Source organism: Sporosarcina jeotgali (assembly GCF_033304595.1).
In the GTDB taxonomy this organism is placed as follows: domain Bacteria; phylum Bacillota; class Bacilli; order Bacillales_A; family Planococcaceae; genus Sporosarcina; species Sporosarcina jeotgali.
The window spans coordinates 2799689-2822299 of record NZ_CP116341.1 but is presented as its reverse complement, the minus strand read 5'-3'; the positions used below and the strand labels follow the sequence as shown (position 1 = coordinate 2822299).

The window sequence follows — 22611 nt, the reverse complement described above, 5'->3', positions numbered from 1 at the left end:
TTTCAATCAGAAAAATGTGATAGTATAGAAGGAACTTAGAATTAGATAGGGGGATGGAGAAATGGAGCTGATGAACAAAACAGTCGGAGAAATTTTATGTGTGCAAGCAATTCAACACCCGGAAAACGAAGCGTATGTGTATCCGGAAAGACACTTAAGAAAAACGTACGCCGAATTCGACAAAGAAACGGATCACCTGGCAAAAGCATTTATGGGAATTGGAATTCAAAAAGGAGAACACGTTGCGATTTGGTCAGATAACAAACCACAATGGTTACTGAGTCAATTTGCGACCGGTAAAATGGGCGCTGTTCTAGTTACGGTCAATACGAATTATCAGGCAGCAGAGTTGAAGTATTTACTGCAGCAGTCTGAAGCGACTACTCTCATTTTGGACGAGGGATTTAAAGGTACTAGTTATCTGGAAATTTTACGTTCCATTTGTCCATCCCAACGGGAAAGTGATGGCGGGCATATCCATTGTCCGGCGCTGCCTAATTTAAAACGTGTGATTTTGATGACCGAGAAAAATGAAGCGGGCATTTATAATTGGTCTGAATTTCTGAAGCACGCAGAAATGGTATTGGATGAAGAGCTGGAGCAGCGCAAGCAAACGCTGCATCCAGACGATGTGATTAATATCCAGTACACCTCTGGAACGACAGGTTTTCCTAAAGGGGTCATGCTCACTCACAATAACGTTGTCAATAATGGAAATATGATTGCAGAGACGATGAAGTTAACGGAGAACGACCGGTTATGCATTCCAGTTCCATTCTTCCATTGTTTCGGTTGCGTCTTAGGGACGCTTGCAGCGGTTACGCATGGGGCGACAATGGTCATTGTTGAGCAATTCGATGCTGCTGGCGTGCTGCGTGCAGTTCAGGATGAGAAATGTACAGCATTGCACGGCGTCCCAACAATGTTCATCGCGGAATTGAATCATCCTGATTTCAAAACCTATGACACTTCCAACTTGCGAACGGGGATTATGGCAGGATCTACGTGTCCGATTGAAGTGATGAAGCAAGTGATTGAGGAAATGGGAGCGGCTGAAATTACGATCTGTTATGGATTGACAGAGGCTTCACCTGTCATTTCTCAAACGAAGACAGATGATCCGATTGAAAAGCGGGTGTCTACTGTCGGTAAACCGCATCCTCATGTAGAAGTGAAAATTATAGATCCTGCAACTGGCGATGAACTTCCGATTGGAGATTCAGGGGAACTTTGTACACGAGGGTATCATGTCATGAAAGGCTATTATAATAACCCTGAAGCAACGCGTGAAGCGATTGACTCAGAAGGCTGGCTGCATACGGGGGATATTGCGAGACTGGACGAAGATGGATATCTGGATATCACCGGCCGTATGAAAGACATGGTCATTCGCGGCGGAGAAAATATTTATCCTCGTGAAGTGGAAGAGTTTTTGTACACCTATCCCGGGGTTTCTGACGTTCAAGTTGTAGGAGTGCCAGACGAGCGGTACGGAGAAGAGCTCATGGCGTGGGTCATCCCGAAAGAAGGAGCGAAATTGGATGAGGACGAAATCCGAGCATTCTGTAAGGGAGCTATCTCACACCACAAAATACCCCGTTACATTGAATTTACGAATGAGTATCCAATGACCGCTTCAGGAAAAATTCAGAAGTTCAAGCTGCGCGAAATGTCTGAAGAAAAAGCGATCCATTCTTAAAAAGACGCATGTCCAAATTGGGCATGCGTCTTAATCATTCATAAAGGGTTTGTTCTTTTGTTCCGTCTTCATGATAAATGGTCAACACTCCATCATGCTCTGTTGTGTATGGCTTTGCTTTATCAAGAAGGGCGCTCTTCGTTTCTTCTTTATAAATAATAGATGAAGCGTTTTTTTTACTGAAAGCCCAGTCATCTTCGCGTTTGCGGACTTCAAAGTGCGGACGGTCTTCTGCGTTGCCTTCAATCGATTCCCTGGCTTGGGAAAGCCCGATGGAAATTGCACGGCCATCCTCATAACCTTCTCGCAGTAAGGCGTTTGCAATTTCAATCGCTTTACTGCGGACATCCGCATCTAGGTTTTTATAAGAATCCGGATAATCATTTTTTGTCCAAGGCATGTGTACATCCTCCTCTGCAGTTTTACTTACGGGTTTGCTGATTGGCAGCAGTAATAAAGGGTTCCAGCTTATGTCTGGTTTCAATACGGATGAAGGGAACATCCCGCATGGCACCAGGTTTTTCCTGGTCACTGTAAAAGTGCTCTGTTTTATCAGGCTTTGGCAGAACTTCCATCGCTTCTTTTTTGCTGCAAGCGTAGTAGATTTCTCCAACGCGTGCCTGGTAAGAAGCCGCTAAACACATCGGACACGGCTCACCGCTTGCATATAGAATGGTGTCCGATAGGTCTGTAGAAGCCAAAGTTCGACACGCTTCTCGAATTGCAGCCAATTCCGCATGGGCTGACGGGTCGTGGTCTGTCTCTACAGAATTGACCCCGCTCGCAATGATTTCTCCGTCGCGCACAATGACGGCGCCATAGGGCCCTCCTCCTTGTAAGACACTATCTGTTGCTAGTCGAATCGCATCATTTAAAAACCTCTCGTGATCCAAATCAATTCCTCCTGTCGAATAGTAGCTATTTCCCGGGAAATAAATCGAAAATAGGTATGGCGTAATACACCGAACTTGCCTATAATGAATTTGACCGGGCTCGCGTATATTAATGAAAGCGTTTGCGGTTATAGAGAACAAATTAAAGGGGGATTAAACTATGTCAGCTGATGTTTACAAACTGATTTCTATTATACTTTATATGGCGGCCATGGTGTTCATAGGGTGGTACGCGTTCCGCCGTACATCTAACTTAACAGATTACATGCTGGGTGGACGCTCACTTGGACCAGCAGTTACAGCACTCAGTGCCGGAGCTGCAGATATGTCAGGCTGGCTGCTGCTTGGATTGCCGGGTGCAATCTTTGACAAAGGTCTGCCAGAGATTTGGATTGCAATCGGTTTAACTACCGGAGCGTATCTGAACTGGTACTTTGTAGCGCCTCGTCTACGGGTATATACCCAAGTAACAAATGATTCAATCACGATTCCAAGTTTTCTTGAAAACCGATTGAAAGATAAATCGAGACTATTGAGAATTGCATCTGGACTAATTATTCTAATCTTCTTTACATTTTACGTATCTTCTGGAATGGTTGCAGGCGGTAAGTTCTTCCTCAGCTCATTCGGATTGGATTATCACGTTGGACTGATTATAGTATCTGTCGTTGTTGTAGGATACACATTGTTCGGAGGATTCCTTGCTGTAAGTTATACGGACTTCGTACAAGGCTTGATCATGTTCCTGGCACTTATTCTAGTTCCTGTAGTCGCTGTGTTTGTAACAGGTGGAATTCCTGAAACTGCTGAGTCAATCCGTGCAGTAAATCCGGATATGCTCAGTCTTGTTAAAGGAGCCACTGTTCTTGGTGTCATATCATCGGTTGCATGGGGTCTCGGATATTTCGGTCAACCGCACATTATCGTGCGTTTCATGGCGATTAAATCAGTGAAAGAAACAAAAAGTGCCCGCCGCATCGGGATTAGCTGGATGATTTTAAGCTTGCTCGGCGCAGTCGCAACAGCGCTCGTCGGGATTGCCTACTATCAGCAGAATCCTGGAGCAGAGTTAGTAGACTCAGAAACAATCTTCATTGCACTGGGGCAGATTATTTTCCATCCATTCATTGCAGGAATCATGCTTGCAGCAGTTTTAGCGGCTGTCATGAGTACAATTTCTTCTCAGCTGATTGTAACGTCTTCTGCATTGATCGAAGATTTATATAAAGCGATCTATAAAACAGACGCTTCGGATAAGCAATACGTATTCCTTGGCCGTATGGCGGTACTTGTCGTCTCCCTCATTGCAATGGTGCTGGCTTGGCCTAACAATGAGTCCATCTTGAAACTTGTATCATTCGCCTGGGCTGGTTTCGGCGGAGCATTCGGTCCGATTATTCTCTTATCATTGTACTGGCGTAAACTGACAGCTAAAGGTGCATTGTTCGGAATGGTTGCGGGTGCGATTGTTGTAGGTGTATGGGGCAACGTTCCAGCACTTACGGGCACATTATATGAAATCATTCCTGGATTCATCGTTTGTCTGCTTGTTACGTACTTTGTAAGTCTTGCAACGTATAAAGAAAACAAAGAAATCGAACGCGAATTTACAGAGTCATTGGACCTGTTGAAACGCGATAGCTGATTTTAGAAAGCCGTCCATTTAACGTGGGCGGCTTTTTACATGGTTTCTTACTGCTCTTACGGTATGATACTAGTAAAGGGGGAATTCGTTATGAAACTCGATCATGTCGTGTGGTTTACAGAACGCACTCCTGAAGCAGTGGCTTCACAAAATCCAGGGGCAATTGTTGGCGGGAGACACGAGCAATGGGGTACGTACAATGCGCTGCTATACATGCAAAATGCTTACCTGGAATGGCTGGCAATTGAAAACGCAGATAAAGCTAAATCCTCCTCTCATCCGTTAGTCGAACTGTTGAAATACGACTTATCAACATTTGGAGAAGGATGGGGCACATTATGTGTTTCTACAGATGATATACTAGCGCTAAATGACAGACTTCTGGACATGAACATGAAGACGTCTGGCGTGCTTGACGCATCTCGACTTACCTCATCAGGCAACCTGAAAAAGTGGAAGATGTTATTTATTCTTGAGGAGGATTTTACAGATCTTCCGGCACCGTTTTTCATTCAATGGGAAGAAAGTGAAGAAACTAGACGCGATTCATTGCGTGCAGAAGGTGCGATCACGGATGACAGGAATGCAGAGCGAATCGAGGAATGCGTGCTAGTAACGAATGACGTTGAGCGGACACTTGAACGATGGTGCACGATTCTTGGTATCACGCCTGAAAATACAGATAGTCTGAAATTAAATGATGTCCGGTTTCGTTTCATGGAAAATCCCGGGGAACGAAATCGTATGCTTGCGGTTAAGACGGGGCAAGCTGAATAGTAAGGTAAATGAGTGGAAGAAGGTGTTTGAATGGATGAAATGGAACAACTAAAAGAAATCGCCATACTCGTTGGGGTAGAAGAGCAAAACGATGACCATTTTGAATACGAGTTAGAGGAACTTGGCAATCTTGCAGCGGCTGTAGGGGTGAAGGTTGTTGGAAGTGTTGTCCAAAAGTTGGAGCGGAAGCACCCGACAGGCTATATCGGTAAAGGAAAAATTGATGAAGTGCGTTTGTTTGCAGATGAAGCCGGGGCAAACTTAATCATTTTTAATGATGAGCTGTCTCCTTCGCAGTTACGGAACTTGGAGCGTGACCTGGAAGTAAAGATCATAGACCGGACAATGCTCATCCTCGATATATTTGCGAGAAGAGCGAGAACCCACGAAGCGCGTATGCAAGTCGAGCTTGCAGAATTGCAATATACATTGCCAAGACTTGTAGGCTTGCGAGCATCACTCGGCCGGCAAGGCGGGGGCACTGGCGGAGGCTTCCAAAACAAAGGTGCGGGTGAGACTAAATTAGAGCTTGATCGCCGTAAAATTGAAGAACAGATTGCGAAGTTGAGAAGAGAACTAGAAGGTATGAAGCAACAGCGGGATGTCCAGCGGAAACAGCGGAAACGCAGCGGAACACCTGTCGTTTCAATCGTTGGCTACACGAATGCCGGGAAATCCACGTTGATGAACAGAATTCTTTCTGAAGCGGATGGAAACGAAGCGAAAACTGTGATGGAGAAGGACATGTTATTTGCAACACTGGACACATCAGTAAGAAGCGTAACGCTGATAGATCGGAAACCATTCATCCTGACCGATACAGTTGGGTTTGTGGCAAAGCTGCCTCACCATCTCGTAAAAGCCTTCCGTTCTACATTGGAGGAAGCCCGTGAAGCAGATTTGCTATTGCACGTGGTAGATGTTTCAAATCCAGAGTACCGTCATATGATTGACATCACGAACAAGACACTTCAAGAAGTTGGTGTGGAAGACATCCCGACGATGTATGTCTATAACAAATCGGATTTAGCAAATGACGTGGAGTTCCCACGCGTACAAGATGACCAGATTTGGCTTTCAGCGAAGACTGGTGCAGGAATTGATGAATTAGTGACGTTGATCGAGCACAAAGTCTATCAAAAACATATTACGTGTAAACTCCTCATTCCATTTGACCGTGGAGATTTGGTATCTTATTTAAATGAAGAGACCTATGTGAAGTCGACAGAGTATGAAGAAGAGGGCACTTTGATGGTTGTGGAGATGGACGAACGTGAGCGAAAGAAACTTGAGGAATTCATCGTCAGCCATTGAACAGAAAAGAACGAGGCTGGGACAAAACTCAGTAAATTAAAAAAGAACGAATCCTAAGGAATTATCCTAGGGATTCGTTCTTTTGGTATTTTAGAAAGGAAAATAGGAAGACACTCTGTTAAAATAGATTCACCACAAACCATTTAAGGAGGTCTTCCTATGTTTAAAGAGTATAACATGAATCAACTAATTTTGCCGCTCGATATGGAAATGAAGCTACAGAAAGATGATATTGCCTACGCTGTGAATGAGCTCGTGGAGTCGATCCCCGGAGAAGCCTTCACAGGCTTTTTGCGTGAAACCGGCTGCCCTGCCTATCATCCGCGCATGATGATGAAGATTTTGCTCTGCGCTTACACCCAGTCCGTGTTTTCTGGCAGAAAGATTGAAGGGCTTTTGAAAGACAGTGTCCGGATGATGTGGCTGGCTCAGGGATATGAACCAACCTATCGTACGATCAATCGCTTCCGGGTCCACCCCGAAGTGAAAGAGCTTCTTCGCCAATGCTTTGTACAATTCCGCTGCCGACTCGTAGAAGAAAAGCAAATCGAAGAAGAAGCCATCTTCATAGACGGGACTAAACTCGAAGCCAATGCTAACAAGTACACCTTCGTCTGGCGTAAAGCCGTTGAAAGATACAGTGCGAGCCTGGTCGAAAAATCGAATCAGATGTATGAGGAGCTTTTGGAAAAGAACATCATACCGGAGATCGAACGAGAAAGTTCGGACGAGCTTACCACGAACGAACTGTCCAACATCCTCAACAAGCTGGAAGATACGGTACAGACCTACGATGAAAAAATTGAAGAAAGCGACGATACAGAAGTTCGAAAAGAGCTGCGGTCGCAACGCAAGGAACCAAAACAGTATCGAAAAAAGTTCCAGGATTTTTTACAACGCAAAGAGAAATACCGGATCGACATGGCGATTTTTGGAGACCGTAACAGCTATTCCAAGACGGATCATGACGCCACCTTCATGAGGATGAAGGAGGATCATATGAGTAATGGCCAGCTCAAGGCAGGCTACAATGTGCAAGTGGCAACCGAAGGACAGTATGCGCTTGCTTACGATATCTACCCAAACCCAACGGATACACGAACACTCATCCCGTTTCTTAATCTCATCGAGAAAGACTATTTCGAGCTGCCGGAGTACATAGTCGCAGATGCTGGTTATGGCAGTGAACAGAACTATGGAGATATCCTTGAAAACAGAAAGCGTACACCATTGATCACCTATAATCAGTATCGGAAGGAAAAGACAAAGAAATACAAAGAAGATCCGTTCAACACAATGAACTGGGCTTATGATGAGGAAGCGGATTCCTACACTTGTCCGAATGGCCGCAGGCTAGGATTTAGCCATTTTTCAAAACGAACCGACAAATACGGATTCACACGCGAATACAAAGCGTATGAATGCGACGATTGTTCCGATTGCCCATTGCGCTCCCTTTGTACGAAAGCGCAGGAAGGCAACAACCGGAAATTGTATATCAATGAAAAATGGGAAATGCATAAAACAATCATTCGAGCGAAGCTTTCAGAAGAGAAAACAGGTTCACTCTACGGTCAACGGAAAATCGACGTAGAACCAGTTTTTGGATTTCTGAAGGCGAATTTGGCGTTCACTCGTTTCTCTGTGCGGGGAAATGATAAGGTGAAAAATGAACTGGGCTTCGCATTCATGGCCGTGAATTTGAGGAAATACACGGCCATAAACAACATTCAGGCATCAGAAAACGGAAAGAATACGAGAAAAAAAGCGAGTGCTCACCAAAAATCGGTGAACACTCGCTTTTTTTGCTTCAATCTGACTGGTTGTGTCCCAGCCTCGTTCTTTTTTTATAAGAGAAAGGGGGTGGGATAGTAGTAGTATGCCCGCTTCCCGATTTCTTAAACCTGCTGAAACTGATTTGCGTGTAATTTTGAGAAGATTCCGTTCTGAGCAACGAGTTCAGCGTACCCGCCATCTTCTGCAATCCCTTCAGGTGTGACAACAACGACACGGTCTGCATCGCGAATTGTCGCAAGTCTGTGAGCGATGACGAGTGTCGTTCGGTTCTCAGAAAGCTCTGTAAGAGATTCTTGGATAATGCGCTCGGTTTCTGTATCGAGGGCGGAAGTTGCTTCATCCAAAATAAGAATCGGAGGATTTTTTAAGAACATACGCGCAATTGCGAGACGCTGTTTTTGGCCGCCGGACAATTTCAACCCGCGTTCACCAATCTGCGTTTCATAACCATCAGGGAGATTGGAGATGAATTCTTCTAAGTGGGCACGCTTCGCAGCTTCATAGATTGCTTCGTCCGGAGCATTTAAATCACCGTACGCAATGTTTTCTTTGACGGTGCCGGTAAAGAGGAAAACGTCTTGTTGGACGATCCCGATTTGACGGCGCAGCGAACGCTGACTCATATTGCGGATATCCATTCCGTCGATTGTAATCTGTCCTTCATTCACATCGTAAAACCGCGGGATCAATGAACAAATCGTAGTCTTCCCAGCGCCGGAGGGTCCGACAAACGCAATAGTTTGTCCAGATTGTATCGACAAGCTCAGGTTGTTAAGCACAGGCTTTCCGCCATCATAACCAAATGTGACATTCGATAATGTGATATCTCCGTTTAAGTGTGCGACGTCTATCGCGTCAGGGATATCGATGATTTCCGGATCTTGGTTCAGCAAGTCCTGGAACCGGCTGAATCCAGCCATCCCTTTCGGATAGAGCTCCAGCAATGCGCTGATTTTATCTACGGGTTTAATGAGGATATTGACGAATAGAATGAAGCTGACCAATTCTCCAATAGTTAGTTTCTCCTGGATTGTAAACCACGCACCCACCACCAAAATAACGAGAGTGACAAGCCGTGTCATCATGTAAATGGAAGAAGTCGTCCAAGCCATTACGTTATATGCGACTAATTTGGCAATCCGGAAGTTGCCGTTGTCTTTTTGGAAACGAGCTAATTCAAAACTTTCGTTTGTAAATGACTTTACAACTCTTGAGCCTGATACTGAGTCTTCTACACGCCCGTTCACTTCTGCAATTTTCCCATACATATTAAGCCAGGCTGAATTCATAGCTTTGTTGCAGAAAGCGACTAAGACAATCAGGAAAGGCACCATAACAATTGCAATGAGAGCCAGTTCTGGATTGATGGAGTACATGAGGATGAACGCACCTATGATGGTCATGATTGCGATGAACGCGTCTTCGGGTCCGTGATGGGCAAGCTCTCCAATGTCGAAGAGATCTGTTGTGATCCGCGTCATAATATGTCCCGTTTTGGTATTATCAAAGAATCGGAACGACTGCTTTTGAACATGGTTGAACAGTTTTTCGCGCATATCGGTTTCAATATTAATGCCCAATTTGTGTCCAAGGTAGCTGACAATGTATTGAAGGAATGTGCTGAATAGATAGATGACGAGCAGCAAAATACCAATTGTAGTAATCAAGCCCCAATCACGATCAGGCAAGAGTATGTCAATGAATCCTTGAACGGCGAGAGGGAATGCCAGTTCAAGCAGCGCGACAAATACAGCACTCGAGAAATCGATTATAAAAAGTCTTTTGTGCGGTTTGTAATAGGAGAAAAACTGTTTCAGCATGATATCCGTCCTTTTTGCAATTTTAGAGCTAGTATACATGGTTTAATAGAAAAGTTCGACATAACTCTCCGAATATTCTTCCACCCGGGACTTTTGTTGGGAATATAGGGTATGGATGAAAAGGAGGATTTTAAGGACTTTTAAAAAAATTCTGAAACTGAACGCAGTTACTGTCGTAGACTAATATGTAATATAGTTTCTAATAAAGGAGAAGATTTCATGAAAAAATGGACAAAAGGAATTGCAGCGGGCTTGCTCGTTCTCGCACTTGGTGCGTGTGGATCAGCAGAAGAGCCAAATGTAAAAGCGGATGCACATACAGATACGGCTAGTAAGGGGAAAGAAACGGGTCAGGAAGTTGAAAAAAATGAACTCACTGCTCAAGAAGTTTATCAAAAGTCTTTAGAAGCCGCTGAATCAATTAAAAGCATGCATGCAGATTTTGCAATCGAACAAAATTTGAAGACCACCGATGAAGAACCAATGAGCATGAAGAATACTATTTCAATAACGATGGATATGGTAACAGAGCCGATGTCTCTTCATCAGAAAATGGAGATGGTTGGAGATGCAGAGGAAAACATGGATCTTGAAATGTATGGATCGGGGGATGAACTATACCTTCAGACACCAGATATGGAGGGTGATTGGATTTTCGTTCCGGTTGAAATGCAAGAAGAAATGCTTGCAGGGATGGACAGCTCCAATGCAATGATGGACTTGGAAGTGTTCAAAGACTTTACGGAAGAGTTTACGCTTGAAGAATCAGGTGATGAATATATTTTGAACTTATCCGCTGCAGGGGAGAAATTCAGCGGACTCTTAAAAGAACTCATGGACCAAACTTCCGTAGCCGGTCAGGAAATGGGAGATGAGGAAGCGCTTGAAAACATAGAGGTGAAAAAGATTGACCTCACTCTTCACTTGGACAAAGAAACGTACTATACGAATTCGTTTGACATGAAACTGGACGCGATTATGGATATAGCCGGCTATCGAACAGTGACCATCCAGAATATCAATGCTAAGATGAGCAAAGTCAATGAGCTGAAGGAAGTCGTAATTCCAGACGAAGTGCGCAGCAACGCATATGATATGTCTGGAAATAAGGTCGGAGAATAAGGGTACTGATAAAACAGGCTGGGAGAATATAATTGATTCTCCTTCCTGTTTTTTTGCGTCTGATTTTTCTTTTGGGACACCTAGTATTTTCCTCATTCTCATTACAAACCCATTCCCGCCTTGTTCGAGATTAAGTGAGAATCATTGTCAGTTATCTGTTGACTTCCAATTTGCGTTTGCTATAATGGGATTTGCGGCTAACTGATAATTGTTTTCATTTAAACAACTCAAGTCCGCAAATATCTAGATATCGGAGTTCTTCATGAAGAAACGTTATTTGATGGTTGCGCTAATTCTCCTCTCGCTGCTTTCTTTGTTTGTGGGAGTGAGCCATATTTCACCGAAAGACCTGCTGGACTTCCGCTCTGAGGAAACCGAAATTTTTCTCATTAGCCGGCTGCCGCGATTACTTGCGATTTTGCTTGCAGGTGCAGGAATGAGTATTACGGGTCTGATTATGCAGCAGCTCAGCCGCAACAAATTCGTATCCCCGACAACGGCGGGTACTTTGGATGCTGCTAAGCTTGGAATTCTCGTTTCAATGTTGTTATTTACGGATACATCAACCATCGAGAAAATGCTCGTCGCATTTGCGTTTGCGCTAGGCGGCACCTTGCTGTTCATGAAAATCTTAGACCAAGTTAAATTTAAAGATGCTATTTTCATCCCGCTTGTAGGTCTCATGTTCGGTAATATATTATCGTCGATCACTACGTTTTTTGCTTACAAAGCAAATGTGATTCAAAACATGTCCTCCTGGCTTCAGGGAGATTTCTCCCTCATTATGAAAGGCCGTTACGAATTGTTATACATAAGTATCCCCGTTCTCATCATTACCTATTTCTATGCAAACCGGTTTACGGTAGCGGGAATGGGGGAGGACTTCTCTAAAAATTTGGGGCTGGCTTATCGAAGGATTGTGAACATCGGGCTGATACTAGTCGCATTAATTACGACGACTGTTGTTTTGACTGTCGGTGTTATTCCATTCCTAGGACTCATCATCCCTAATATTGTTTCCATTATTAAAGGAGACAATTTGGAAAAAACATTGCCGCATACAGCTATGCTAGGCGCGATTTTTTTACTCGTGTGTGACATTCTCGGACGGGTCATTATTTATCCTTATGAGATTTCAATTAGCTTAATGGTAGGCGTTATCGGCAGCGCAATCTTCCTCTATATGCTGTTTAGGAGGAAAGTCTATGCGTAATCGTACAAAATTGCTTATACTCGCTGTTGCTGCTTTAGTGTTTTGCGGACTGTATTTGTTCCAAGGATTGAATGGGAGTTATGATTATGCGTTGCCGCGACGTGGAATTAAAGTCGTTGCCATGGCATTAACTGGTGTAGCGATTGCGTATTCGACAGTTATCTTCCAAACAATTACGCACAACCGCATTTTGACACCTAGTATTATGGGACTCGATTCCCTGTATATCTTGCTGCAAACCGTGCTGATCTTTTTCCTTGGGTCAACTCACGTCACAATTGTAAATAAGCAAGTGAACTTTGTGTTATCTGTCGGTGCAATGGTCGTCTTCGCCCTGCTGCTTTATCAGTTCTTATTTAAAGCAGGAAAGCGTCCTATCTACTTTCTGTTACTCGTTGGGATTATCGTCGGTACCTTTTTCCAGAGTATCTCGACGTTTTTGCAAGTACTGATAGACCCGAACGAGTTTTTGCGGGTGCAAGACAAATCCTTTGCCAGCTTCAATAACATTAATGGAGATCTTGTCTGGTGGTCCCTGGGGATCCTGATTATTACACTTATCATTGGATGGCGGAAGTTCAACGAATTGGATGTACTGTCACTCGGTCGTGATACAGCCATTAACCTGGGTGTCAATCACGATAGTATCGTTAAAACGATGCTCATCCTATCTTCAGTTCTGATTGCTGTATCGACAGCGCTCGTTGGTCCGATTACATTTTTCGGGCTCATCGTTGCCAATCTGTCTTATCAGTCTTTCAAAACATATAAGCACTCTATTTTAATCGCGGGTGCTTCCGTCATGAGTATCATTGCGCTGGTTGGCGGACAATGGGTTGTTGAAAGAGTGTTCACCTTCTCCACAACGCTAAGCGTCATCATTAACTTCGTTGGTGGAGCATACTTCATCTACTTACTATTAAAGGAGAGTCGATCTGCATGATCCAGGTTCGAGAATTGACAAAAGCCTACGGGAATAAAGCAGTCGTTGAAAAAGTGAGCGTGGATATTCATCCCGGTAAAATTACTTCTTTCATCGGACCGAACGGGGCAGGCAAGTCGACGCTTTTGTCCATGGTAAGCCGGCTGCTGGATGCAGATACAGGTGAAGTGCTCGTCGACAACACCAACGTTAAAAAGATGAAATCCAATGACTTTTCTAAAAGAGTGTCCATTTTGAAACAATCGAACTTCATGAACGTTCGTTTAACAATCCGTGAACTCGTATCGTTCGGCCGTTTCCCGCACTCTAAAGGACGTCTGCAAGCTGAAGACATTCAAATCGTAAACCAAGCACTCGACTATATGGACTTAATGAGTATGCAAGACATGTACTTAGAAGAACTGTCGGGCGGTCAAAGACAGCGAGCGTTCATCGCAATGGTCATCGCGCAAGATACAGATTACATCTTACTGGATGAACCGTTAAATAACTTGGACATGAAGCACTCCGTCCAAATTATGAAGATTTTACGCCGCCTTGTAGATGAACTAGGCAAAACAGTTGTCATCGTTCTTCACGACATCAACTTTGCTTCTGTTTACTCAGATCGTATTGTCGCTTTAAAAGAAGGTCGCGTCGTCAAAGATGGTCCGACGAACGATATTATAAACTCAGAATCTCTTCGGGAAATCTATGACATGGATATCCCGATCCAGCAGATGAACAATTGTCGCATCTGTGTGTACTTCAACTCATAAAACAAAAGGATGGTAGATAGTCATGAAAAAACTTACAGTGCTATTTATGGCATTCGCATTGATGCTCGTTCTAGCAGCATGCGGATCTAAAGATGAAGAAAAGAAACCAGAAGCAAACAACTCAGGATCAGACAATGCATCTGAAAGCAGTGAAGCAGCAGAAACAAAAGAAATGACGTTCAAGCATGAGCTTGGCGAAGCAACATTGAAAGATACTCCGAAAACAGTTGCAGTATTCGACTTCGGTGTGCTTGATACATTAGACGAATTAGGTGTTGAAGTTGCCGGTGTGCCACAGGCAACGATGCCTGCATACTTAGAGAAATATGCTGGTGACGATTACACAAACCTAGGCAGCTTGAAAGAGCCTGACTTTGAAGCACTTCATGCGATGAAGCCGGACGTAATTTTCATCTCTGGCCGTCAAGCAGACTTGTACGATCAATTTGAAGAAATCGCACCGACTATCTACATGGGAATCGACACTGCAAACTACATGGATTCGTTTAAGAAGAACATGGACATCATCGCTCAAATCTTCGATAAAGAAGATGAAATGAAGTCAGAACTTGCTGATGTAGATAAGCTAATTGAAGACATTCACACAAAAGCTTCTGAAACAGACAGCAAAGCATTGATTACGCTTGCGACTGAAGGAAAAGTAAGTGCATACGGGCCAAGCTCACGTTTTGGGTTGATCCACGATGTATTTGGTTTTACACCGGCGGATGAAGGAATTGAGGCTTCTACACACGGACAGAATATTACATTTGAATATATTCTAGAAACAAATCCGGACATTCTGTTCGTAATTGACCGCGATGCTGCAATTGGTAAAGGCGCGAATGCTAAAAAGACAATTGAAAATGATCTTGTAAAGAAAACAAATGCTTTCAAGAATGGTAAGATTGTTTATCTTGACGGAGAATACTGGTACCTTTCTGGCGGCGGATTGAAGTCAATGAAAGAAATGATCAAAGAGGTTGAAGCAGGACTATAATTTTATGAAAAAGACCGATTCCATACGTGGAATCGGTCTTTTGGTGTCTGCCGAATGAGTCTCCGCTATGCTACACTTTAAGCAACGGTTAAACGGTGTTGATGTGCGCTGCAGGCGGACGCTTTCCGCTCCAATCCACGGATAAACTTATAAAAAGATAATTGTGATTAAGCGTAAGCACAAGAACGAAGAGAGTGGGAAATGGTATGGGAAAAGCGATTACAGTGCGAGGGAAGTCGGTTGAACAAGCTGTAGAGACAGCACTTAATATCTTATGCCTTGATTTATCAGATGTGCATATCCAAGTAAATAGAACTGCGGAGTCCAGCAGTTTTACAGGAACTTCTAGATTTGCAGAAGTGACAGTAACTCCAGTCCGCTATCATGCGCCTACTTTGGATTTGCAAGTAGAAGAATCAGGACAAGCGGGTGTCCGGATTCGTGACGGACATGTTGAGATTCACGAAACATCTGCAAACTCGTACCCGACAATTGAAGCGGGCAATGGCGTGTCCATAATTGTAAATGGTGAGAAATTAGATGGAAGACGCCAGATTACGGAATCGGATATTGTACACATCCGAACGATTGACGAGCTGACACGTGCACAGTTATCCATCACGGTTCGTGAACAAGGAGCGCTTGCGCTGTTAACTGTTTCTCCGGGTAAAAAGGTTACAAGAACTGTAAAAGACACGAAGTATGAGCGCAATTTGACGGTGGTGGCTGAAGAAATACATGAGGTTGTAAATGATTGTTCCCAACGAATGATTCGGGATGCCTGTACGCAATTGGGAATCAGCACTCCTTTAGACAAACGAGTGCTGTGGGAAGCGTGTGAGACGGTAGTACCTTATGAAGCGATTGTAGCACGGGGAACTTTTCCGAAACCTGGACTTGATGGAGATGTTGAAGTTCAAATCGATGTAGACGGCAGCACACTCGCAGATGAGGGGAAAGTGAATTACCGGGAACAAACATCGGTTCAGCTGGTTCAGAACGGTCAACTAGTGGCAGCTGTTCTTCCTCCGATTCCCGGACAATCCGGAGAAGACGTGTTCGGAAATGAAATTATTGCGGAAGACGGGCAAACGGCTGCAATCCGTCTTGGTAAGAATGTCACGCAAACAGGAAACCATATCTTTGCAAGTTGTTCTGGAAATCTTGTTTTAGAACGTACGGATAATGGGGTTTTTATCGATATCGCTGACACCTTAGAAATAGAAGAAGTGAATTTTTCAAGCGGCAATATCCATTTTGACGGTGATGTAACGGTCAAAGGAAGTGTTAGCCATGGCTGTCTTCTAGAAGTAACAGGTGCTGTTGAAATAGGAGGAGAAGTTCGTAAGGCTGAGGTGTATGCGCAGAAAGCGGTGTTTGCAAATGGCCACGTTTCTTCTTCGACGATTGTAGTGGGCCAACAGCTAACAACGGATGCGAAGTATGCAGCTGAATTGGAAACCTTGCTTCCTATTCTCTGCAAGCTTGGGTCGTTCATCCAAGATATTGGAGCATTTCGTGAGGTGGAATTGTCAGCGTTAGATGGACAAGAACTAAAAAAACTGTTCCGGATCGGGTTCGGAGAAAAGTACTCTTCTTTCCAGGAACAGCTTCAAACATTTACCCAGCGCAGAGAGCCGATTGCCACGGATCCTGACTGGAGTGAGTTACAAACAACGCTGTACAGTATTTTTGTAAATACGATGAATCCAGGGGTGAAAGACGGAGTAGAGTTCCTAGGACTGATTTCCAAAGCCCAAGAGATGACAGCGCGCCATCTTCCGAAAGCAACACTAACTACTGGACGTTTGCGTATTCCATATGCTGTAAACAGTACTTTGAATTGTGCAGGAACGGTTGAAATCACTGGGAATGGCCTTGCTCAATGCAATGTCCATGCACAATTGGATCTCCTGGCTGAAGGGGTTTGCCGAGGCGGGGAGCTTGCTGCTGACCGTCATGTATCCATTCGCGAATGCGGTTCGAAACGAGGCGGGCAAACGATTGTCCGTACAAAAGAAGAAGGATCCATTGTTATCGGAATTGCATATTCAGGAACGGTGCTCATAGTGGGTGACCAATCGTATCATTTATCGGAAACGCTCATCGGAGTCACGGCTAAATTGCAAGATGGAATGCTGATTGTCCGATAAAGGTGTTCTCTAAATTGTTCTTTACCCCATCCTTAAATAACTGTATAATGACATGTGTCATGACAGTAGTTTGGATAGAATGGGAGAAAAGACAATGGCAAATACTATGGAGCGTATGGCTTCGAAACCTCAGAAGACGATTTCCCGTAATAAATTATTGGTCATATCGGGAACGGGCTGGATGTTTGACGCAATGGATGTAGGAATTTTATCATTTGTGATTGCAGCAATTGCAGTGGAGTGGAATCTGGCCCCTGCAGCAATTGGCTGGGTTGGAAGCATTAACTCATTAGGAATGATGTTCGGTGCGATTGGATTTGGCTTATTAGCTGATCGAATCGGAAGAAAACAAGTGTTCATGCTGACGCTCGTATTATTCTCTGTGGCAAGCGGTTTATCTGCACTTACAACGACTCTTGCAGCATTTCTTATACTAAGATTTTTCGTGGGGGCTGGACTCGGGGGTGAGCTTCCGGTCGCCTCTACATTAGTTTCAGAAAGTGTAGAAGCAAAGGAAAGAGGACGAATCGTTGTCCTATTAGAGAGCTTCTGGGCAGCGGGCTGGCTTATCGCAGCATTAATCGCATACTTCGTCATTCCGTCTCTTGGCTGGAGGGCGGCACTGATCATCACAGCATTACCTGCATTTTACGCAATTTATTTGCGGCGCAATTTACCAGACTCGCCGAAGTTTCTAGAAGCCAGTGTCCAGAAACAATCCATCGGTGAAAAGATGGCGGCTCTGTGGGCGAAGCCTTATAGAAGACGCACATTAATGCTTTGGATTGTATGGTTTACAGTCGTTTTCTCTTATTATGGAATGTTTTTATGGTTACCTAGCGTTATGGTCATTAAAGGCTTCGCGATGATCAAAACTTTTGGCTACGTCCTGCTGATGACACTTGCTCAGCTGCCTGGCTATTTCTCAGCAGCCTGGCTGATTGAACGAACCGGACGAAAGTTTGTCCTTTCAACCTACTTAATCGGGACGGCGTTAAGTGCATTTGCATTTGGGAATGCAGATACATTGGCAATGCTGCTATTGTTTGGTGCACTGCTATCGTTCTTTAACTTAGGTGCATGGGGCGCGCTATATGCATATTCACCTGAACAATATCCTACGTCAATCCGCGGGACGGGGACTGGAATGGCTGCAGGGATTGGCCGTATCGGTGGAATCTTCGGTCCGCTATTAGTGGGATCCATGCTGACAGCTGGTTACGGATTTGGTCTGATATTCGGTATTTTCTGCGGTGCTATTTTAATAGGTGTACTTGCGGTTGTATTTTTAGGTACAGAAACGAAACAAATGGAACTGGAATAACCCATCATTTGAGAATGCAAAAACAAGCCTTAATCGGAAAATACTTCCCATTAAGGCTTGTTTTGTTTTCTAAAGACCAGCCGTTCAAGACGCGGACGATTATACCGTTGGGCAATAATAATCGGTCCATTGAATAGAATCGCGTACGCAACGTTCAACCAGCTTGCCCATAAAGGGTTCCAGAGAAAGAAAAGAGCTGCGGGGATTATCGATACCCAATGAGTCAATTCAGCTCTTCTGGATTCGATGATGAATTCATCCAAAGATGCTGGATCATTTCCATGAAGGGACTGTTTGTTATATCCATTTTTGATGAACATCGTACCGTCTGGAATTAGCTGTTTCCAACGTTTCACTCGAAAGAGCTGGTGCCACAGCTCACCGCGCCGCTCAAAACGGAAAGGTTGAAATAGTCGCTCATGATGAACGAACCAGTTGTAAGGGATTCGAACGGTGCAGAATGAAATTGAAAGATGAAAAAAAGTCCATGCAACAGCATCTAACAAGACGACCCAAACGATAGGCAATTCAATTAAAGGCACTTCAGAATCACCTCGACAGTCAGATTATACTTGTACGTCACGTCCGCGCCATTTAACCGTTTTGCGAACATGGGTCAGATAGAGTGAGTACAAAAAAATAACGGTGAAGAAAAGCAATAAAACGGGATAGAACGGTAAAATCCACCACGAGAAGTTACCGGTCCTCCGTGCCAGCCAAGCCATCTCACAGACATTTAGCAGGTAAAGAATTCCGGCAGCCAAAATCCAAGGCATAGAACCGAATAGGCTGGAGAGTACCAGAAATACAGGAGCCGCAAATCCGCCAGTAATCCAAAAGTTCACGAGCATCATCACGAATGGATGGGTAGATTTTGAAGCGGTTCCAAAGTTCTTTGTCCACCCTTCGAGCAACTGATGGAAACCTTCCGGATACATGCGGAAATGTATGAGTCCGCGTCCTCCATAGCAGTGAACCGGGAGTCCTTGTTCTTGGAATGCTTCCCCAAGTGCCAAGTCATCCATGACAGCTCCGCGAATTGCCGCATGACCGCCTGAAGCTTTATAATCAGCGCGGGCACACAGAATACAAGGTCCGAATGATCCGGCGCTTTTCAGCCGCTCGCCGAATGGCGTGAAAACGTTCATGCCTGCCATGACAATAATATTGAAGATCGCAGAGGCGTTCTCATATACTTGCTTCATTTGGTGATAGGGTTGAAGCGATAGAATCCCTGTCCCGCCCATCTTCTCGTAAGAATTGACACAACGCAGCAAACTGTCAGACCGGTCAAATGCTGTATCTGCATCCAGGAATAGAAGGATGTCGCCTTTAGCGGCTTGAACACCTGCCCAGCAAGCGGCAGATTTACCAATCCAGCCGTCCTCGGGTTCAGTATTCCGGATAACGAGTGCATTGAACGACCGGGCAACCTCGCTTGTCCGATCTTCACTATCATCATCAATCACGATTGTCTCAAACAAAACACCTTGTTGCCGGGAGAGAGACTCTAGTAATGGAACGATCCGCTGTTCTTCATTACGGGCTGGGATAATAATGGAAATGAAAGACGAGGGTTGCTGTTTAAGGGAACCTTCAGTAGAAGGAACCGGCAATCGCCAAAACATAAGCAGACCGCTTGCTAGTCCGACTGTTGAAATGAGCGCTGCAACTGCAAAAACTGCGTCTAGCATGTGTAATTCCCCTCTCTGAATCCTGAAGTCCGCTCAACTGACACTAATTTCGTCATTTTTGACGGAGCCGATCACGCCTTACGATTTTGTCGCTTACCTGTTGGCCGCTCAACGTCACCATCGGCATACCGCCGCCAGGATTTACTGTACCTCCGACAAAGTAAAGATTGTCGTATAGTTCACTCTGTTTTTTGTGCTTAAAACCGCTGTTTTTCTTTTTATCAGAGACGGTCCCGTAAATGGCTCCGCGATCAGAACCATAAGTCTGCTCGATATCGTGGGGAGTCCATACATCTCGTGTCACGATGTTTTCCCGCAATCCATGCAAGCCCATCCGTTCCAACTTATCCAGGACGCGTGCTTCCAGCTTCAAATAGTCATCTGCTGTAAATGGATTGTCTTGTATATAAGGAATATGCGGCAAAATCTTTAAGTTTTCGTGCCCAGGAGGTGCTTGGGAAGGATCGGTTTTGTTTGTGTTGACAACGTAAAGTGTTGGATCATCCGGCAGCTCATGTTGTTTGAAAACCTTATCCATCTGTTCATGCAGATTATCCGAAAAGAAGAAGTTGTGATGATTTAAGCAAGGGTAGGACTTGCTCACACCGAGATGCAGGACGAGACCTGAACTGGATGGTTCAAATTTCTTTTCCAACTTGCGAACAAATTTTTTGTCAGTATCGACCATCTTTTTATAAAAAGGGATGACTTCCATATTTGAAACGTAATAATCAGCTGTCTTCAAGGATCCGTCGTCCAGTTCAACCCCTGTTATTTTTCTGTTTTTATCTGTTCGTGCATGTACAACACCCATCCCCGTATGTAATTGAACTCCAGTCTCAGCAGCAAGTTTTGTTAAACCTTCCGCCAATTTATGCATACCGCCAGGGACATACCAGCAGCCTTGAACATGCTGCATATAAATCATCATATTAAGAACTGCCGGGGCTTCGTAGGGAGAAGATCCGACGTATTTGATGAAATACGAAAGCATATCACGTAAATGCGGGTCACTAATTCGTTTTGAAATCGCTTCATACATCGTAGAGGTTAGGTCGAATCCTTTTAAGGACGAAATTAAGCCGTGATGTGCAAGGACTTCTTTCGTTGTATCCAGACCTTCAGCAAAGTACCCATGTTCAGTTGTATCGTAGAGACGCTTTGCATACTTTAAAAACGAATAATATTCTTTTATATCGTCACGGGTAAGTGAAGGGTTTCCGCGTTCCATTAAACGAAGGTCCCCATACAAATCTAAAACTGTACCGTCTGGAAAAAAAGAACGCCATTCACGGCTAAGCCGGGTTATAGGAACATAATCAGACATCCGTTTTCCGCTTCCGCGGAATAGTTTCTCGAAAATATGCGGCATTGTTAATATGGATGGCCCAAGATCAAAGCCAAAGCCGTCTTGCTCGAGGCGATTTAATTTGCCGCCCAAATGTGTATTCTTTTCATATAAAGAAACAGAGTAACCGTTTTGTGCGAGGGATATAGCAGCAGACAATCCGCCAAGTCCTCCCCCGATAACGATTACGGATTTGTTAGCATTCATCATACACGCATCGTCCTTCTTTCGAAAATTCTATTCACACAATCGAATCCGCTAAAATTCGTATCATTTCCCGTTTGGTTACAAAGTTTTTCCGAGCAAAACAATCGTAGTCATTTTGCCGCACACTTGTTAAAATTCCCCGATAGACCTGTGCGGAGGCAAGAACAGCAAACTGGCTATCATTATCAAAGTCTGAAATACAGCTAAGAAACTCTTCGTACAAGTGTTCAGCACGACTAGCGAGCAGCTCCCACACTTGAATGAAACTATCAGTAATCTGAGCGTTAGCTAATTGGTCTGTGCGATATCCCGCCCGCTGAAGTTCATCTGCAGGCAGATAGATTCTCCCTTTCTCGCGATAGTCTTCTCCCACATCTCTTAAAATATTCGTCAATTGCATAGCCACGCCCAGACTGATCGCTGCATCTGTACAGTCTCGTTCTGATTTGGAAGCGATAATTGGAAGCAGCATCCGGCCAACAGAACCTGCAACATAATAGCTGTACGTTTCAACATCATCCAGCGTTTTCGGAGTGGAAAAAGAGATATCCATGCGCTGGCCCTGCAGCTGGTCGAAAAACGGCTCTAAGTCCATTTCGTACGTGTTAAAGACTATCCTTAATGCACGCCACAATGGATGATCGATTTCTTGTCTGCTCGAGAAGAGATTGAGCTCTTCTGTTAACTTGTCCAATGCAACTAATTGATCGGTTCCTTCGCGGTTTTCATCGACGCTGTCATCTGCTGTCCGGCAAAATGCATAAATTGCGTAGACAGCTTGGGCTTTCTCTTCGGGAAGTCTCGAAAACGCATAGTAAAAACTTTTTGAATGTCGTTTAATAATCTGTTCACAATACGCAAAATCGTCTTGGACAGACAGGAAAGCAGTCATGCAAAGTCCCCC

Annotated in this window: 19 protein-coding genes; 12 read left to right on the top strand and 7 right to left on the bottom strand. The window is 44.3% G+C overall.

The window, feature by feature from the left end; all coding sequences use genetic code 11:
- Positions 1–61: 61 nt before the first annotated feature.
- Entirely contained in the window at positions 62–1699 is a 1638-nt protein-coding gene (locus tag PGH26_RS14240) for an AMP-binding protein (protein ID WP_323691696.1), read from the top strand.
- 34 nt (positions 1700–1733) lie between these two features.
- Here PGH26_RS14240 and PGH26_RS14235 read toward each other — a convergent pair whose 3' ends face one another.
- Together PGH26_RS14235 and PGH26_RS14230 are read right to left on the bottom strand one after the other, a co-directional pair.
- Complete coding sequence (locus tag PGH26_RS14235; RefSeq protein WP_323691695.1) at positions 1734–2099, bottom strand: DUF2188 domain-containing protein; 366 nt, start codon at positions 2097–2099, stop codon at positions 1734–1736.
- A gap of 22 nt (positions 2100–2121) precedes the next feature.
- Positions 2122–2592: a nucleoside deaminase gene (locus PGH26_RS14230; RefSeq protein ID WP_323691694.1), complete on the bottom strand. Its 471-nt coding sequence runs from the start codon at positions 2590–2592 to the stop codon at positions 2122–2124.
- Between the two features lie 160 nt (positions 2593–2752).
- Here PGH26_RS14230 and putP point away from each other — a divergent pair, with 160 nt between their 5' ends.
- The 4 genes from putP (at position 2753) to PGH26_RS14210 (ending at position 8200) form a co-directional block, all read left to right on the top strand.
- On the top strand, positions 2753–4237 hold the full coding sequence (putP, locus tag PGH26_RS14225; protein WP_323691693.1) for a sodium/proline symporter PutP: 1485 nt from the start codon (positions 2753–2755) through the stop codon (positions 4235–4237).
- Positions 4238–4327: 90 nt separating this feature from the next.
- Entirely contained in the window at positions 4328–5014 is a 687-nt protein-coding gene (locus PGH26_RS14220) for a VOC family protein (RefSeq protein ID WP_323691692.1), read from the top strand.
- Between the two features lie 39 nt (positions 5015–5053).
- Complete coding sequence (hflX, locus tag PGH26_RS14215; protein WP_431312548.1) at positions 5054–6328, top strand: GTPase HflX; 1275 nt, start codon at positions 5054–5056, stop codon at positions 6326–6328.
- Positions 6329–6487: 159 nt separating this feature from the next.
- Positions 6488–8200, top strand: coding sequence for an IS1182 family transposase (locus tag PGH26_RS14210; protein WP_323691690.1), 1713 nt, complete (start codon positions 6488–6490; stop codon positions 8198–8200).
- Between the two features lie 26 nt (positions 8201–8226).
- Here the strand turns inward: PGH26_RS14210 and PGH26_RS14205 are convergent, their stop codons facing one another.
- On the bottom strand, positions 8227–9945 hold the full coding sequence (locus tag PGH26_RS14205) for an ABC transporter ATP-binding protein (protein WP_323691689.1): 1719 nt from the start codon (positions 9943–9945) through the stop codon (positions 8227–8229).
- Positions 9946–10164: 219 nt separating this feature from the next.
- Here PGH26_RS14205 and PGH26_RS14200 point away from each other — a divergent pair, with 219 nt between their 5' ends.
- The 7 genes from PGH26_RS14200 to PGH26_RS14170 all read left to right on the top strand — a co-directional run bounded on the left by PGH26_RS14200 (position 10165) and on the right by PGH26_RS14170 (position 18458).
- A complete protein-coding gene (locus PGH26_RS14200; RefSeq protein ID WP_323691688.1) occupies positions 10165–11067 on the top strand; it encodes a DUF6612 family protein in 903 nt (300 codons plus the stop codon).
- Positions 11068–11329: 262 nt separating this feature from the next.
- A complete protein-coding gene (locus PGH26_RS14195; protein ID WP_323691687.1) occupies positions 11330–12280 on the top strand; it encodes an ABC transporter permease in 951 nt (316 codons plus the stop codon).
- Complete coding sequence (locus PGH26_RS14190; RefSeq protein ID WP_323691686.1) at positions 12273–13223, top strand: iron chelate uptake ABC transporter family permease subunit; 951 nt, start codon at positions 12273–12275, stop codon at positions 13221–13223. The genes PGH26_RS14195 and PGH26_RS14190 overlap by 8 nt, the downstream gene beginning before the upstream one ends.
- A complete protein-coding gene (locus tag PGH26_RS14185; protein ID WP_323691685.1) occupies positions 13220–13981 on the top strand; it encodes an iron ABC transporter ATP-binding protein in 762 nt (253 codons plus the stop codon). The genes PGH26_RS14190 and PGH26_RS14185 overlap by 4 nt, the downstream gene beginning before the upstream one ends.
- Before the next feature lie 22 nt (positions 13982–14003).
- The gene (locus PGH26_RS14180; RefSeq protein WP_323691684.1) at positions 14004–14981 is read left to right on the top strand and encodes a siderophore ABC transporter substrate-binding protein; all 978 of its coding nucleotides are present in this window, start codon (positions 14004–14006) and stop codon (positions 14979–14981) included.
- A gap of 206 nt (positions 14982–15187) precedes the next feature.
- Positions 15188–17134 (top strand): FapA family protein, encoded by a 1947-nt coding sequence (locus tag PGH26_RS14175; RefSeq protein WP_323691683.1) that lies wholly within the window; start codon positions 15188–15190, stop codon positions 17132–17134.
- A 94-nt stretch (positions 17135–17228) separates the two neighbouring features.
- Positions 17229–18458 carry an MFS transporter gene (locus tag PGH26_RS14170; protein ID WP_323691682.1) on the top strand — a complete coding sequence of 410 codons (1230 nt, stop codon included), beginning with the start codon at positions 17229–17231 and terminating at the stop codon, positions 18456–18458.
- Positions 18459–18508: 50 nt separating this feature from the next.
- Here the strand turns inward: PGH26_RS14170 and PGH26_RS14165 are convergent, their stop codons facing one another.
- From PGH26_RS14165 to PGH26_RS14150, 4 genes are read right to left on the bottom strand one after another with little or no spacing between them, the layout of a single operon-like run.
- A complete protein-coding gene (locus PGH26_RS14165; RefSeq protein ID WP_323691681.1) occupies positions 18509–19000 on the bottom strand; it encodes a glycosyl-4,4'-diaponeurosporenoate acyltransferase CrtO family protein in 492 nt (163 codons plus the stop codon).
- Between the two features lie 24 nt (positions 19001–19024).
- The gene (locus PGH26_RS14160; protein ID WP_323691680.1) at positions 19025–20152 is read right to left on the bottom strand and encodes a glycosyltransferase family 2 protein; all 1128 of its coding nucleotides are present in this window, start codon (positions 20150–20152) and stop codon (positions 19025–19027) included.
- A gap of 52 nt (positions 20153–20204) precedes the next feature.
- The gene (locus PGH26_RS14155; protein ID WP_323691679.1) at positions 20205–21710 is read right to left on the bottom strand and encodes a phytoene desaturase family protein; all 1506 of its coding nucleotides are present in this window, start codon (positions 21708–21710) and stop codon (positions 20205–20207) included.
- 31 nt (positions 21711–21741) lie between these two features.
- Entirely contained in the window at positions 21742–22599 is an 858-nt protein-coding gene (locus tag PGH26_RS14150) for a phytoene/squalene synthase family protein (protein WP_323691678.1), read from the bottom strand.
- Positions 22600–22611: the final 12 nt, after the last annotated feature.